Origin of the sequence: Microbispora sp. GKU 823 (assembly GCF_002027145.1) — a bacterium.
GTDB lineage: Bacteria > Actinomycetota > Actinomycetes > Streptosporangiales > Streptosporangiaceae > Microbispora > Microbispora siamensis.
On record NZ_MWJN01000087.1, the window covers coordinates 21429 to 36731 of the forward strand.

At 72.1% G+C, this 15303-nt stretch carries 11 protein-coding genes and 1 pseudogene; 7 read left to right on the forward strand and 5 right to left on the reverse strand.

Translation table 11 applies throughout. From position 1 onward, the window contains the following. The first annotated feature begins 29 nt into the window (after positions 1-29). Positions 30-1094, forward strand: coding sequence for a helix-turn-helix transcriptional regulator (locus tag B1L11_RS33300; protein WP_143737732.1), 1065 nt, complete (start codon positions 30-32; stop codon positions 1092-1094). A gap of 40 nt (positions 1095-1134) precedes the next feature. On the opposite strand, the gene B1L11_RS33305 is transcribed toward B1L11_RS33300, so the two are convergent. Further along, positions 1135-2094: a LysR family transcriptional regulator gene (locus tag B1L11_RS33305; protein ID WP_079319325.1), complete on the reverse strand. Its 960-nt coding sequence runs from the start codon at positions 2092-2094 to the stop codon at positions 1135-1137. Positions 2095-2197: 103 nt separating this feature from the next. On the opposite strand from B1L11_RS33305, the gene B1L11_RS33310 reads away from it, so the two are divergent. Beyond that, positions 2198-2488 carry a hypothetical protein gene (locus B1L11_RS33310; protein ID WP_079319326.1) on the forward strand — a complete coding sequence of 97 codons (291 nt, stop codon included), beginning with the start codon at positions 2198-2200 and terminating at the stop codon, positions 2486-2488. Between the two features lie 301 nt (positions 2489-2789). Further along, positions 2790-3638 (forward strand): type I methionyl aminopeptidase, encoded by an 849-nt coding sequence (map, locus tag B1L11_RS33315; RefSeq protein WP_079319327.1) that lies wholly within the window; start codon positions 2790-2792, stop codon positions 3636-3638. Positions 3639-3765: 127 nt separating this feature from the next. Here map and B1L11_RS33320 read toward each other — a convergent pair whose 3' ends face one another. From B1L11_RS33320 to B1L11_RS33330, 3 genes are all read right to left on the reverse strand, one after another. Continuing rightward, entirely contained in the window at positions 3766-5760 is a 1995-nt protein-coding gene (locus B1L11_RS33320) for a bifunctional copper resistance protein CopD/cytochrome c oxidase assembly protein (RefSeq protein ID WP_256863104.1), read from the reverse strand. Next, entirely contained in the window at positions 5757-6323 is a 567-nt protein-coding gene (locus B1L11_RS33325; RefSeq protein ID WP_079319328.1) for a copper resistance CopC family protein, read from the reverse strand. Before B1L11_RS33325 ends, B1L11_RS33320 begins: the two co-directional genes overlap by 4 nt. Before the next feature lie 127 nt (positions 6324-6450). Continuing rightward, positions 6451-7743 carry a helix-turn-helix domain-containing protein gene (locus tag B1L11_RS33330; protein WP_079319329.1) on the reverse strand — a complete coding sequence of 431 codons (1293 nt, stop codon included), beginning with the start codon at positions 7741-7743 and terminating at the stop codon, positions 6451-6453. A gap of 1252 nt (positions 7744-8995) precedes the next feature. Here B1L11_RS33330 and B1L11_RS52540 point away from each other — a divergent pair. From B1L11_RS52540 to B1L11_RS33350, 4 genes and pseudogenes are all read left to right on the forward strand, one after another. Next, positions 8996-9709: pseudogene (locus B1L11_RS52540) on the forward strand (BTAD domain-containing putative transcriptional regulator); the annotation flags it as partial. 451 nt (positions 9710-10160) lie between these two features. Continuing rightward, positions 10161-11867 carry a hypothetical protein gene (locus B1L11_RS52545; protein ID WP_256863105.1) on the forward strand — a complete coding sequence of 569 codons (1707 nt, stop codon included), beginning with the start codon at positions 10161-10163 and terminating at the stop codon, positions 11865-11867. 32 nt (positions 11868-11899) lie between these two features. Beyond that, positions 11900-12916, forward strand: a complete 1017-nt coding sequence (locus tag B1L11_RS52550) for an AfsR/SARP family transcriptional regulator (protein ID WP_079319331.1) — start codon at positions 11900-11902, stop codon at positions 12914-12916. Then, a complete protein-coding gene (locus B1L11_RS33350; protein WP_256863106.1) occupies positions 12802-14781 on the forward strand; it encodes an NB-ARC domain-containing protein in 1980 nt (659 codons plus the stop codon). The genes B1L11_RS52550 and B1L11_RS33350 overlap by 115 nt, the downstream gene beginning before the upstream one ends. 13 nt (positions 14782-14794) lie before the next feature. Here B1L11_RS33350 and B1L11_RS33355 read toward each other — a convergent pair. Next, on the reverse strand, positions 14795-15303 hold a 509-nt coding region (locus B1L11_RS33355), incomplete at its 5' end, for a helix-turn-helix domain-containing protein (protein ID WP_179155444.1).

The window sequence follows — 15303 nt, forward strand, 5'->3', positions numbered from 1 at the left end:
GACGCGGGAGCCGCGCCCATACTGGCGCGGTGAGAAGTGCGACGGTGCGAGACGTACGGGAGGCGGTGGCCGACCTGTCTCGCCGGGCGGGCTCCCCGCTGGCGCTCGAGCGAGCGGTGGCCGCCCAGGTGACCCGGGTGGTTCCGGCCGACCTGTGGTGTGCGCTGACCATCGACCCGGACACGCACAACATCAGCGGCGGCTTCCACGACGAAGGACTGCCGTTCCGGCTGCTCGGCCGGTTGACCGAGATCGAGCAGCAGGAGAGCGACCCGGACGTCCTGACCATGCGCGAACTGGTCCGCAGCGGCGTGGTCGCGCGCACCCTGGCGCAGGCGACGGGTGGCGACCTCGATCGCAGCCACCGCTTCCGCGACGTGCTGAGCCCGTCCGGCGTCGGGCACGAGGTCCGTGTCGCCTTCCGGGCGCAGGGCGGCCGGGTGTGGGGTGCGATGGTCCTCATGCGGGGCACCGACGTCCCCGACTTCACGGCGCGGGAGCTCGGCGTCCTGCGCGGGATCAGCCGCGTCGTCGCCGACGGGCTGCGCCGGGCCACGGTGCTCTCCGAACGGCCGCCGGCCGGCGACGGCGGTCCCGGCCTGCTGCTGTGCAGGGTGGCCGGCGCCGTCGTGGTCGAGCACGTGTCGGCGGCCGCCCGGCGGCTGCTCGACGAGATCGACGACGGCCGCCTCGGCGATCTCCCGTACACGCTGGCGTCACTGGTGCACGCGGCGCACCGGCGCGCCGTCTCCGGCGCCCCGCATCGCGTCCGGTTGCGCGTCCGGACCGGACGGTGGCTGACCGCGCACGCCGAGCGTCTCGGGGAGGATTCGGTCTCCGTCATCCTGGAGGCCACGCGCCCGCAGGAGATCATGGAGCTGCTCGCCGACGCCTGCCGGCTCACCGCCCGGGAACGGCAGATCGCCGCGCTGGCCGGGCGGGGCCTCACCAACAAGGAGATCGGCTCGGTCCTCTTCCTGTCGGCGTTCACCGTGCAGGACCACCTCAAGGCCGTCTTCACCAAGACCGGCGCCCGGAGCCGGTCCGAACTCGCCGCCCTCCTGCACGGGCACCCCGCGACGCCACCGGAGTGACCGAGCGCCTCGGGCCGTGCGGGTGCGGCCCGCGGGTGCGTCAGGACATGGACGGGCCGAGCGGGGCCCGGCTGAGCTCGCGCACCCGCCGGTCCACAACCTCGGCCGCCTCGCGCAGCACCTCGATCACCACGGCCTGCATCGGGTCGGGCTCTCCCGACGTCGTACGGCTCACCCTGGTCAGCGCCTCGATCCTGCGGCTGCCCACGCCGCGGATGCCGGTGACGACGACCTCGCCCGCCGGGACGTCGAGCAGCGCCAGCGACGGCACGATCGCCACCCCGTGCCCCGCCGACACCAGCCCCAGCACGGGCGGGAACTCCGCGATCAGGTGCACGCGGCGCGGGACGAACCCGTGGAGCTGGGCGAGCCGTTCGAGCGCCTGCCCGCACGCCTGGTCGGGCACTCCGGCCACCCACGGCAGGTCCACGAGGTCGGCGACGGTGGCCGGCACCTCGTCCCACGACGGCGGGGCGACGATGCGGTACTCGTCGTCGTAGAGGCGGTGCCGGGACATCGACGGCAGGGACGCGGCCGGCTGGCTCATGTCCCGTTCCGTCACGACCAGGTCCACACCGCCGAGGCGCAGCTCCTGCACCGCGCCCGGCCCGAACAACTCGTGGATCACCGGCGTGATCCGCGGGTGCCGTGCGGCCAGCTCGCGCAGGGCGGGGACGAGCAGGTGCCGGATCACGGTGGGGTACGCGGCGATCGTGACCGGCCCGGACAGCCGCTCGGCGAAGCGGTTGAGCTCGTGCCTCGCCTCGGCGAGCTGCTCCTCGATGCGCTCGGCGTACGCCGCCAGCACCCGGCCGGCCGGGGTCAGCGTGACCCTGCGCTGCGATCGGTCGAACAGCGCGAGGCCGACCTCCCGTTCGAGCTGGGCGAGCTGCTGCGAGACGGCCGAGGGCGTGAGGTGCAGCGCCTGCGCGGCCTTCATGACGCCGCCTCTGCGGGACACCTCGTGCAGGATCCGCAGCCGCCGCGGGTCGATTTCCATGCAGCAGATCTTACGTGCGGATTAAGAATCCTTCACTTGCTCTTCACTCTCCATGGGCGGATCATCGGATCATGAGCATTCGCGTGGACGGCGAGCCGTCCTGATGTCCACCTTCATCACGATCATCGGCACCGCGGGCGCCGTCGTCCTCCTGTTGGCGTACGCGATGGTGTCGTCCGGCAGGATGTCCGGGGACGGGCTGCCCTACCAGTTGCTCAACCTCGGCGGGGCGGCCACCTTGATGATCAACAGTGCGTACCACTCGGCCTGGCCCTCGGCGATACTCAACCTCGTGTGGAGCGGCATCGGCGTGTGGACGCTCGGCCGGCTCGTCGCCCGCCGCGCGACGGCCCGGCGGCACGCGGCCGAGCCCGCCACGGCCACTGGGCAGTGATACAGGGCACGGTGGGACAGGGAGAACCGGGCCCGGGGAGAGACGCCGGTGGGCGGGCCCGGGAGACGGGGTCAGGGGAGTCAGGTCGTCCCAGTCCTTGTCCTGCTCCCTCCAGCGCTCGTTGCGCTCGGCCGCCGTCTGCAGGGCGTGGGCGGCGGCGTCGCGGGAGTCGTAGGGACCGAGCCGGTCCTTGTTCGGGCAGCCCCTCTCGGGCTCGACGCTCATGTGCTTCAGGCAGAACCACCATTGATCGCTCACGCCCATAATCGTGCCCCCTTGACGCGCAACTAGACTTGGCCGCATGACCACGCTGCTCCGCCCCGGGCGAATCTCGCCTACCCGTAAGGTTCCCGCCCACATCCCCCGGCCCGAGTACGTGGGGAAGGCCGAGCCCAAGAAGGGCGACAGCGACATCCAGACCCCCGAGACCATCGACAAGATGCGGATCGCGGGCCGGATCGCCGCGCAGGCGCTCGAGGAGGTCGGCAAGCACGTCGCCCCCGGCGTGACGACCGACGAACTCGACCGCATCGGGCACGAGTTCCTCTGCGACCACGGCGCCTACCCCTCGACGCTCGGCTACCGCGGCTACCCGAAGTCGCTGTGCACCTCGATCAACGAGGTGATCTGCCACGGCATCCCGGACGACACCGTGCTGCGCGACGGGGACATCGTCAACGTGGACATCACGGCCTACATCGGCGGCGTGCACGGCGACACCGACGCCACCTTCCTGGTCGGGGAAGTGGACGAGGAGTCCCGCCTGCTCGTCGAGCGGACCCGTGAAGCGACGATGCGGGCGATCAAGGCGGTCGCGCCGGGCCGCCAGCTCAACATCGTCGGCCGGGTGATCGAGGCGTACGCCAAGCGCTTCGGCTACGGCGTCGTCCGCGACTTCACCGGGCACGGCATCGGGGCCTCGTTCCACTCCGGGCTCATCGTCCCCCACTACGACGACCCCTCGCTGTCGGTGACGCTGGTGCCGGGGATGACGTTCACGATCGAGCCCATGCTCACGCTCGGCACGATCGACTACGAGATCTGGCCCGACAAGTGGACCGCGGTGACCAAGGACCGCAAGCGGACCGCGCAGTTCGAGCACACGATCGTGGTCACCGAGACGGGGCACGAGATCCTCACCCTGCCGTAGAAGCCTTTCGAGGCCGCACCGCGGCGCTTCGCCGGTGTTCCGGCGAGGCGCCGCGTGGTTTCGGCGAGCGCCGCGTGGTTTCGGCGGGTGACGATCAGCGGCGGCAGGGCCCGCCGAGACGGGCGGCCTACTCGGCGGCCCTGTCCCGCCTGTTCAACTTCGCCAGGTAGTCGTTGTAGGCGTCCAGCTCCGCGTCTCCGGTGCCACCGGACTTGGCGGCTGCGGCGTCGGCGCGGCGGTCGGCCCGGCGCGCGACGCGTTCGTCGTCGCGCCACCACTGGAAGCCGAGCGCGAGCAGCACGATCAGCGTGGGGATCTCACCGAAGGCCCAGGCGATTCCGCCGCCGGACTGCTGGTCGGCCAGCGAGGAGGCGCCCCAGGTGCGCCCGAGCTGGTCGTAGTAACCGGACGCGAGCACGGTGCCCATGCTCATCAGGGCGATCCCGAAGAACGCGTGGAACGGCATGGTCACCATGAGCAGCAGCAGCCGCCCGACGTGGGGCAGCTTGTGCGGCGCCGGGTCCACGCCGATGATCACCCAGAAGAACAGCGAGCCGCTCAGCAGGAAGTGCACGGTCATCGCGATGTGACCAAGGTGCTCCTCCATCGCCGCGGCGAACAGCGGGGTGAAGTACAGGGCGAACGTCGACACCACGAAGATCGCTGTCGCGATGGCGGGGTGGCTGACGAACTTCAGGACCCTGCTGTGCAGGATCACCGTGAGCCACTCCCGCGGTCCCCGGTCGCCCCGCCGGGCTGCGGGCTTGAGTGCGCGCAGCGCCAGCGTGACCGGCGCGCCGAGCACCAGGAAGATCGGGACCAGCATCGACAGGATCATGTGCTCGGTCATGTGCACGCTGAACAGCACGGGCGAGTAACGCGCCACACCGCTCTGCGTGCTGAGGACGAGGATGACGACGCCGAGGTACCAGCTGACCGTGCGGCCGACGGGCCACCGGTCGCCCCGGCGGGACAGCCGCAGGACGCCCGCGCCGTACAGACCGGCCATGACGACGGCGAGCACGGCGAAGAACAGGTCGAACCACCACAGCGTCAGCAGGTTCGCGAGCGTCAGCGGCGGCGGGACCAGGTAGCCGAGCAGCTCGAAGGCCCGGTCGACCGGCGTGTCGACGGGCGGCGGGGCGGTCCGGGACAGCGCCACGGCCAGGCCGATCGTCGCCCCCATCAGCAGGACCTCGCCGAGGGCGAGGCGGAGGAAGGCGTGCGGCTCCCCCGCCGTCAGCCTCGGCAGCGTACGGCCGCGGTGGCGCCAGCCGGCGAACCCGAGCACGGCGAACGCGACGATCTTGGCCAGCAGGAGCAGGCCGTAGTTCGAGGTGAACAGCTCGCCGATCGAGGTGAGGCGCGAGGCGGCGGCGGCGAGCCCGGACACGCCGACCCCGGCGAAGCACCACAGCGCCATGCGCGAGAAGCGCGCGGCGGCGACGTCCAGGAGCGGCTGCCCGCGCAGCGCGTGGACGCAGACCACCCCGAGGCCGCCCACCCACAGCGCGAGGAAGAGCAGGTGCATGGCGACCGAGGTGGTGGCCAGCCCGTGGTTGGGCGAGGAGGAGGAGTGTCCGGTGAGCGCGGGCGGCAGCAGCGTCACGAGCGCGAAGACCAGCAGCCCCCCGGCGGCGCCCGCCGTGATCGCCCCCCGGGCGAACAGCGCGATGGCGACGGCGAACAGCACGACCAGGGTCAGCGCGATGCCCTGCGGCACCTGGCTGGCGTAGCTGGTGAGCTCGTTGCCGGCGAGGATCTGCCCCACCGGCGCGCCGAGGGTCTCCGACAGGCTGAAGACCAGCGCCACCGCCGCGGCGACCGCCCAGGCCAGCGCGGACCACGACGCGCCCTTCACGTAACTCTGCGCCTGTTTGCCGAGGAGGCCCTTGTCGTTGGGCAGGAACGCCGCGGCGGCGGCCAGCAGACCGACGGTCAGGACGCCGGAGACGTCCATCGCGAGCTTCGACAGCGGCAGCATCCACCGGGTCAGGGTGCCCTCGTCGGGCAGGCCGGGGATGATCCGCGGCGTCGCGGCGCCGCCAAGCACCATCGCGACGACGAGTGCGCCGACGGCCGCGCAGAGCGCCGCGGCGGTCAGGCGCACCGCCCGGTTCACGGCTTCTTCCGCAGGCTCAGGAACATCCCGATGCCGACGCCGGCGATCCCGAAGATCACCGCCCAGACCCACCCGGGAACGCCCTTCTGCCCGCCGTCATCGGCCTGCGCCGCGGCTGCCGTCGCGGGCGCGGCGGCCGCAGGCGCGGAGGACGTGTCACCGGGAGCCGCCGCCGAGGTCGCCGCCCCCACCGACTGGTCGCCGACAACGGTGAACGGGATCTCCCCCTCGAGCGGGTGCCCGTCAGGAGAGACCACCCGCCAGGCGATCGTGTAGCGACCCGGGGGAACCGGCTCGGTCACCGCCTCGGTGACCTTGGGCCCGTCGACGACCGGGTCGCCCTTCTCGTAGCGCTTGCCGTCCTCACCGCGGACGACCACGACCGGGAACTGAACGGAGTCCGCGAACTCGAGCGTGACCTTTTGCAAGGTCTTGACCTGGGCGTTCTTCTGCGGATCGCTACTCTTGAGCGAGGTGTGCGCCTGGGCGGGCAGGACCGGCGCGGCGCACAGCAGGAGAGCCGCCACGAGCGCGGCGAAGGCGGCGAGGAAGGGTCTCTTCATGGCACCTCCCAGGCTACCGACGCGGGGGTCCGGTCCATACCCCGCATCGGAAGACTGGGGATACCCCGAGGACACGCCCGGTCGCGCCGCGCCCGGCTGTCTGTGAGCGCGGTGGCCGTGGGCGCGGTCAGAGCCCGGCGCAGGCCAGCGCGCGCTGGTACGCGGCGACGCTCTGCTCGTCGTCTCCGATCCGCCGCCGCATCTCCGCCACGTTCATCCAGTCCTCGGCGGCCTTCAGGGTCTGCGGCGCGTCCTCCAGCCAGCCGGTGACCAAGTCGAGCGCCGCGGCCGCGTCCCCGTCCTGGTGGAGCAGGAAGTACGCCTGGCTCAACAGGACGTTGGCGGCGGACAGGAGGCCGCTCTTGGTGTTCTGGAGGTGCGTCATCGCGTCCTGGAGATGCTCCACCGCCTTGTCCGGACGGTCGAGCACGAGTTCCGCCCACGCGAGGACGCTGGAGCACCGGGCACGGTCGAAGGTGCTGCTCGCCGAGGCCTCCAGCTCCCCCTGGGCCCGCAGGAGCAGATCGCGCGCCTTCTCCGCCTCCTCGGGACGGACCCGGAGCATCATCGACGCGTACGCCGTACGTACACGCGCGAGATTGCGGGGCTCGCCGTTCTCGGACTGGTAGGCGAGCGCCCGTTCGAGGAGCGCGATGCCCTCCTCGCCGTGGCCGGCCTTCTCCACCACCTGCGCCGTGTTCCAGCACGACGCCACCGTCGCCCTCGGGGTGCCGAGTGTCTCGGCCGCGGCCAGCAGCTCGTTCGCGAAGTGGCCAGCGCGGAGCAGGTCGCCGCGCACCATGTACGCCGTCAGAAGGGTGGCTCCGAGCTCGACCAGCTCGTCGTTCCAGCCGCTGCGCGCGAAGGTGGCGAGCGCCTGCTCACCCGCCTGCACGGCGGCGGAGAAGTCGCCCCGCTCACGGTGGCACCGGCACAGCGCCAGCGCCACGGCGATCTTGCGCTCCTGCGGCATCGCCTCCGTCTCGGAGCCGTTGAGCTCGTTGAGAACCGAGATCGCCTCACCGAGCTCGCCGCACGCCTCCAGGGCCAGGGCGTACCCGTAGCGGGCCTCCACGCGGAGCGCGGTGAGACCCAGCAGGTTGTTGTCCGCGAGCAGCTCGGCGTACCTGCGGCGGGCCTCGGCGACCTCGCCGTTCTCGAGCGCCATCCGCGCGAAGCTCAGGCCGACCTCGAGATCCTCCATCTGCTCGGCCGTCACGCCGTTGACGAGGTAGGTGAGCGAGCAGTCGAGCTTCTGGGCGAGCAGCTCGAGAACGGCCGGCGTCGGCGTCCTCTTGCCGCTCTCGATCAGTGATACGTAACTATCGGAAAGTTCAGGATGCGCCAACTGCGCTTGCGAGAGCCCGCGCTGCCGCCGTATCGCCTTGATGCGCTGTCCGACCAGATCTTGCGCGGCCATTGGCAACTCCTGAAATATTGTAGGCCCGGCAATCTGAGCTGATGGGAGATCCACCGTGCGCCGCCCAGCCTCGTATCTACTTACCGCCCTGATTTTGGCCCTTGTGACCGTTGGTGGCAATGCTACGGCCAACGGCGCTGCCGCGTCTCCCGACCGCCAATACGCCACCTTGGATCCCAGCTGCTGCTGAGCCGGTGGCCACCAGTCGGAGCAGGACGTCGCGTCCTCGGCGGAGGACCCCGCCGCCGAGGATCGGACGTCCGCCTGATACGGGCCGGGCGGCAGACGATTGATCAACGGGGAACGGAGCCGCTGTCGCCGGCGGACGCCGCTCACAGTCCGGGTCGCGATTTCCGACAGAAAACCGTCCCAGGAATTGTACCCGCAACCGGCGTTGACCACTTTCCTGTTCGCAAGCACATCGAACGGCTGCGATATCGAATTCACCGATGCAGGCGGACGCCAATCCGAGGGGCTTTTCGGAATTCCGCCGACGCCGGCCTTCACGAGAACAGCGTGAGCGACCGCCGGCCCGATCTGTGAAGGCGGCCGGTTGGCCGGTTCGCAATCCCGGCATGAAAGCGGCGGGCGTACCAGACCGTCATACAACGGGCGAACGGGCCCGTTTGCGCGGAGCCATCCGTCCCGCGCTCGCGTCCGTACGGTCGGCGGTCCGCATCGGAGGCCGGCGAGAACGGCGAACGCTCAGCTGATTCGGGATCAGAGCAGGTCAGCGGGGGTCAGGGCGGGCGGCGGCAGGCACTCCGGCGGCGCGTTTCCCGGTGGGACGCGTTCGCCGGTCATCGCTCCCTGCCGCGGAACCGGGTCTCCCCGCAATCACCGGCCCGCAACTCCCTCCGGCATCTGGGCAGGTCAAAGGAGGCGGCAGTCGGTCTTACCGGTGAGTAGAAGATTCCGGGCCAACTGGAACCGGCGCATTATCAGAAGCGTCTAGACGATATCTAGATGCGAGATGGCATATTTGATGCTCTGCCGGAACGAGCCCGACGGCGTGCCCACGGCCGGCGAACACGGGGATGACATCGCGACGCCGCAGTTTTGGGGGGAACCGCCGAGGTGCAGTGGCGACGAGCGCAGTGGCGACTCGTCGTGCGCGTCGAGCGCGGGAGCGCGTATTCACCCGATCGCGGTGACGCACAGAATGCATCTACGCCGTTACCAGGTGGAGTTCAGACGTATGGATAGCGCGAATGAGCGTAAAACGTCCGACCACTCGCCCTGCCGCCTGCGGATGCTCGGGCCCCTGGCCGCATGGCGCGACGGGCGGAGCGTCGACCTCGGACCTCCTCTGCAGCGCGCGGCCCTGTGCGCGCTCGCCGCCCAGATGGGACAGGTCGCGACCAAGGAGGCGCTGATCAGCCGGCTCTGGGGGGAACGCCCGCCCAACACCGCCGAGCAGAGCGTCTACACCTATGTCGCCGGGCTGCGGCGGGTCCTGGAGCCGAAGGGAGGCCGGCGGGGTTCCTACTCGGTCCTGCTGTCCCGGTCGGGCGGCTACGTCCTGGCCCGCGGGCCGGTCGAGGTGGACGTCGACGACTTCGAGCGCCATCTGTCCGAGGCCCGCCGGCTGGACGGCGACGGCGATTTGCGCGGCTGCCTCCGCGCACTGGACGCCGCCGTCGGATGCTGGTCGGGTCCCGCCCTGTGCGGCGTCCCGGGTCCGTTCGCCGAGGCGGAGCGGGCCCGCCTCGAGGAGTTGCGCCTGGCGGCGCGGGAGGACCGCGCCGACGCGCTGCTCCGCCTCGGACTTCACCAGGAGGCGGCGACGGCCCTGACCGAGCTCGTCGGCGACGCTCCCCTTCGGGAGCGCGCCCGTGACCTGCTCATGCTCGCGCTCTACCGCTGCGGCAGGCAGGCCGACGCTCTGAACGCGTACATGGATATCAAACGGCTCCTCTCCGAACGGCTCGGGGTGGACCCCGGCGAGACGCTGCGGGAGCGGTACGAGCTGATCCTGCGGGCCGATCCCTCGCTCAGCCGGGTGAACGACGGTGCGGCCGGCACCGACGCCGGATCCTCGCGGCCCCCTCGCCAACTGCCGCGGGCGGTGAGCGGTTTCGTCGGCCGGGCCGAGGAGGTCACCCGCCTGCGATCGCTGCTCGCCCCCTGGGACGGCGCGGCCCCACAGGCGGTGGTCGCCATCACCGGCGCCCCGGGAGCGGGAAAGTCCGCCCTGGCCGTTCACGCGGCCCACGCCGCCGTCCACGCGTTCCCGGACGGCCAGCTCTATGTGAATCTCCTGGGGGCGACGCCGGGCGTGGAGCGTCTGAAGCCGATCGACGTGCTCGGCAGGCTCCTGCGCGCCCTGGGACTGCCGGGCGAGGCGGTGCCGTGCCGAGTGCGGCGAGGCCGCCGCGACACTGCGCGACCGGCTGGAGGGCCGCAGGACCCTCATCCTGCTCGACGACGCGGCGGGGCCCGAGCAGGTCCGCGCCCTCCTGGGCCTGCCGGCCGGCACCAGCGTGCTGATCACGAGCCGGGAGTCGTTCGCGGTGGCCGACGACTGCGTCCAGCTCGTCCTCGGCAGCATGCTGCGGTCGGAGGCCGTCACCGTACTCGCGAAGCTCGTGGGGGCCGAGCGGATCGCGGCCGACCCGGCGGCGGCGGCCCGCCTGGCCGACCTGTGCGGCGGGCTGCCGCTGGCCCTGCGCCTGGCCGCCGCACGGCTCGTGGACCGGCCGCAGTGGACGCCCGCAGAGCTGGTCGACCGGCTGGAGGATCGGCGGCGGACGCTGCACGAGCTGGAGGCGGGCCAGACCGCCGTGCGTTCCAGCCTCGAATTCAGCTATGACAGCCTCGCGCGTGGCGAGGCCGTCCTCGACCGGCTGGCGGCCCGGGTCCTGTGCCATCTCGGCCTTCTCCACGTGGCGGATGTGACGGCGCACGTCGTGGCCGCCCTCGTCGACGAGCCCGCCGACGCCGCGGAGCGGGCGCTCGACCGCCTCGTACGCGCGCATCTCCTGGAGACCGCGGGCGCCGGCCGGTTCCGCATGCACGACCTCGTACGGCTGTACACGATCGAGCTGGCGGACACCCGCCTCGCGCCCGAGGCCCGCAAAGACGCCCTCCTGCGAGCGCTCGGGTTCTACGGCGCGACGGCACGGCAGGCCAGCACCGTGCTGGACCCCAACCGCGTGCAGCTCCCCTGGCCCGCCGTGCCGCAGCGCCCTGCCGAACTCGATTCTCCCGGCGAAGCCAGGAACTGGCTGGAGGAGGAGCTGGCGAACGTCGTCGCCGCGGCGTCGCATGCGCTGGTGAGCGAGGACGACGACATCGCGCGCATGGGGGCCTACGTCGGGTTCTCCCTGTACTGGCAGCTGTCGAGAGGCGCGCACCGCCGCGAGCACCTCCATCTGAGCAGGCAGGCGCTGGCCGTGGGCGAGCGGACCGGCGATCCGGAGATCATGTCCCTGGCGCACGGTCAGGTCTCCTCCGCCCTGCTCCACTACGGCCGGGCCGCGGAGGCCATGCCGCACCAGCGGGCCGAGCTGGAGCTGAGACGCGTGCTCGGGGACCGGTTCGGCGAGATGCGCGCGCTGGGCAACATGGCCTTCACCCACCTGAGGCTCGATCAGTACGCGGAGGCGCGCCAGTGCACCGAGACCCAGCGGGTGATCGCCAGGGAGATCGGCTCCGCCGTCGGTGAGCGTCACTCGCTGCTGGTGGGGGGAGAGGCCTGCCACGGGCTGGGCGAGGTGGACGAGGCGCTGCGCCTGCTGAGCGAGGGGCTCGCGCTCGCCCATGCCGCGGAAGATCGCTACCACGAGGCCGTGGGTCTGGAAATACTCTCCAGGCTGTACCTGGACTGCGGTGACCCGCTCAACGCGAAGTCCAGCCTGGAGCGCGGCCTGCGATGCGCGTTCGAGCTCGGCCACCGGGTCCATGAGTGCCGGTCCCTCACCCTGCTCGCCAGAGCACACCGCCTCCTCGGCGAGCCGGAGCAGGCCCTTGCCTGCGCCCACCGGGCGCTGGCGATCGCACAGTCCTCCAGGGACGAGGAACTCCGCGGCGAGGCGGAGGCCGAACTGCGGGCCGTCCTTACGGCCTTCCCCGGCTCGGGATCCGTCCAGCCCCGGCCGGCGCACCTCGCCTTGAGCCGCTGAACGTCACGCGACGGAAGGAGGGACTCCCGACCATGGCGAGCGACCGATCCGGCGTGCGGCAGGCCGGTCTCCGGCTCCGCGTCCTCGGGCCGGTGACCGCCTGGGTGGAGGACCGGCAGGTGAACTCGGGGCCGCCGCTGCAGCGGGCCGCACTGTGCGTGCTCGCCGCCAGGGCGGGCCGGGTCGTCCCGAAGGAACGGCTGATCGGCGACCTGTGGGGCGGCGCCGCCCCGAAGACGGCCGAGCAGAGCGTCTACACCTACATCGCCGGGCTGCGGCGGGTGCTCGAACCGGACCGGGGCCGGCGCGGGCCGTTCACGCTGCTGACCCAGTCGGCGAGGGGCTACAGCCTGGCACGGGACGCGTGCCGTACCGACGCCGAGGACTTCGAGCGACGCCTCGCGGAGGCCCGCCGCTACCAGGCCAAGGAGGACCTCCCCGTTTGGCTGCGCGAACTGGAGGCCGCGCTGGCGCTGTGGGCCGGCCCCGCTCTCGGCGGCCTGCCCGGCCCGTTCTGCGAGGCCGAACGGGCCCGGCTCGAAGGGCTGCGTCTGACGGCACGGGAGGACCACGCCGACGCGCTGCTGCGGCTGTGTCGGCCACAGGAGGCCCTGGGGACGCTGACCGGGCTGATCGTGGAGGACCCGCTGCGGGAGCGTGCCAGGGAGCTGCTGATGCTCGCCCTCTACCGCTGCGGACGGCAGGCCGAGGCCCTCGAGGTCTTCCACGACGCCCGGCTGCTGCTCACCGAGCGCCTCGGCGTCGATCCCGGCGAGTCCCTGCGGCGGACGCACGAGCTCATCCTGCGCGCGGACCCCTCTCTCGGCGCGGCGCCGTTCCCCACGGCGGTCGTCTCCTCCGGAGAGGACCGCGGCCGCGTCAGCTTCCGCGCGACCCGCAGATCTTCGTGGGGCGGGCGGAGGTGCTGGTGCGCCTGCGCGCGCTGCTCGCCCCCTGGGACGGAAGCACCCCTCAGGCGGTGGTGGCGGTCACCGGCACGGCGGGAGCGGGGAAGTCCACACTCGCGGTGCGGGCCGCCCACACGGTGAGCGATCACTATCCGGACGGCCAGATGTACGTGAACCTGCTCGGCGCGACGCCGGGAGTCGGGCGGCTGAACCCCCTCGACCTGTTCGGCAGGCTGCTACGGGGCCTCGGCGTGCGTCCGGAGACGGTCCCGGCCGATCCGGACGAGGCCGCGACCATGCTCAGGGACCGCCTGACGGGCCGGCGCGTGCTCATTCTGCTGGACGACGCCGCCGGCCCGGAACAGATCCGTCCGCTGCTGGGGCTGCCCGCCGGGAACGCCCTGCTCGTCACGAGTCGCGAGTCGTTCGCCGTCGTGGACGACTGCGCCGCGGTTCCGCTCGGCACGATGCCGCACGCCGAGGCGGTGACCATGCTCGCCAAGCTGGCCGGCGCCGAGCGCGTCGCCGCCGAACCCGCCGCCGCCACCGAACTGGTGGCCCTGTGCGGCGGGCTTCCCCTCGCCCTGCGCCTGGCGGCGGCCCGCCTGGCGGAGAACCGGCACACTCGGCTCGGCGATCTCAACGCCCGGCTCCACGGCGAGGGGCGGGTGCTGCACGAGCTGGAATCGGGGGACGTCGCCGTCCGCGCGAGCCTCCAGCTCAGCTTCGACCATCTGGCGGGCAGCCCGCACGAACTCGACCGGGCGGCGGCCGCGGCCCTGTGCCATCTGGGCGTCCTGCGCACGCCGGACGCCACGCCCGAGGTCGTGGCGGCCCTGCTCGACGTGCCGCGGGACGCGGCGGACAGAGCGGTCGCCCGCCTCGTCCGCGCCCATCTGGCCGAACCCGGCGACCATGGCCGGTTCCGCCTGCACGACCTGGTGCGGCTGTTCGCCATGGAACTGGCGCAGCGGCGCCTGAACGAGCGGGACCGCGACGAGGCCCTCGACCGCGTCCTCGGCCTGTACGGCCGGAGCGTACGGCTCGTCATGAGGCTGCTCGATCCGCACCGGGTGCATCCTCCGCACGACTTCGCCGACCGCGAGCCGTTCACGCTGACGGAGGCCGGGGACGCGTCCGCGTGGCTGCGGCGAGAACGTGCGAACATCAATGCCCTGGCGGCCCAGGCGATGGCCTCGCCGGTCCCCTCCCTCGCGCGTTCCGGCGCCCACCTCGGCTTCTCGTGTCAATGGCCCTACACCTTCGTCGGGCACCACAACGACATCGTGACCCTCGGCCGTCAGGCGCTCGACGTGGGCGAGCGCCTCGAGGACCAGGAGATCTCGGCCCTCGCGCACGGATACGTCGCCCTGGGGCTGGGCCCGGCGGGACGGTACGAGGAGGCACTCGTCCACCAGCGCGCCGAGGTGGACCTTCGCCGCACGGCCGGGGACTCCTTCGTGCGTATGAGAGCCCTGGGCAACCTCTCCGTGATGCTCAACTCGATGCATCAGTACGAAGAAGCCCTGACGTCGGCGCGGGAGCAGCTCCGCATCGCGAGGAAGATCGGGGCGGCGGTGGGCGAGCGGCATGCCCTCACGGTCATCGGCGCGGCGCAGCTCGGTCTCGGCCGCGTCGCGGAGGCCAGGGCGACGTGGCGCGAACTCGGGCGGCTCGCGAAGCGGGTAGGAGACGACCTGCACATGGGAGAGGTGCTGCTCGGCATGGCCGGGGTGCACGAGAAGCAGAACGACCCCTGGTCCGCGGCGATCGTCTACCGGAAGGCCCTCGCCCTGAGCCGGGAGAGGCACCATCGCGGCATGGAGCTGAGGTGCCTGGGCCTCCTGGGGCGGGCGGAACGGCTCAAGGGCCGCGTCGAGCAGGCGCGCGCGCACCTGCTGGAGACCCTGGCCGTCGCGGAGAAGTACGGCGCGGGATACTGGGTGGGCTTCGCGCGCGAGGAACTGGCCCTGCTCGACGGCGTGCGAGCCGCCGGAGACGGCTGAGCGATGTGGGCGGCTAGCCGGCGCGGAGGGCGAGGAAGAGGTCGACCCGGTCGGCCATGGACGACAGGTCCTTGCCGGTCAGTTCCTCGACCCGCCTGATCCGGTAGCGCACCGTGTTGACGTGCACGTGCAGCCGTTCCGCGCAGGCGTTCCACGATCCCGTGCAGTCGAGGAACGCGCCGAGCGTGCGCACCAGCTCGGCCCCGTGCCGCCGGTCGTAGTCGAACAGCGGCCCGAGCAGCCGTCCGGCGAACGAGGACCGCACGTCGCCGGGCACGGTCGCCAGCAGCAGCGCGTGCGTGTAGATCTCGTCGCTGGTGACCACTCCCCCGCCGCGTGCCTCGGCCATCCGCCGGGCGTGGCCCGCCTCCTCCACCCCGCCCCGGATGGCCTGCGGCCCGGTCAGCGCGCCGCTCAGCCCGGCCGACACCGTGATCGAAGGCAGCCCGTCGGCGAACTCCTCGTACCCCAGCGGGTAGGTCTCCTTGTAGCCGTTGAGGATCCGCCACCACTCGGTGTAGT

Coding starts and splice junctions, on each gene's coding strand:
- B1L11_RS33310 (WP_079319326.1), top strand. CDS start 2,198: ATGTCCACCTTCATCACGATCATCGGCACCGCGGGCGCCGTCGTCCTC.
- B1L11_RS33330 (WP_079319329.1), bottom strand. CDS start 7,743: ATGGCCGCGCAAGATCTGGTCGGACAGCGCATCAAGGCGATACGGCGG.
- B1L11_RS33325 (WP_079319328.1), bottom strand. CDS start 6,323: ATGAAGAGACCCTTCCTCGCCGCCTTCGCCGCGCTCGTGGCGGCTCTC.
- B1L11_RS33305 (WP_079319325.1), bottom strand. CDS start 2,094: ATGGAAATCGACCCGCGGCGGCTGCGGATCCTGCACGAGGTGTCCCGC.
- B1L11_RS52550 (WP_079319331.1), top strand. CDS start 11,900: ATGGCGAGCGACCGATCCGGCGTGCGGCAGGCCGGTCTCCGGCTCCGC.
- map (WP_079319327.1), top strand. CDS start 2,790: ATGACCACGCTGCTCCGCCCCGGGCGAATCTCGCCTACCCGTAAGGTT.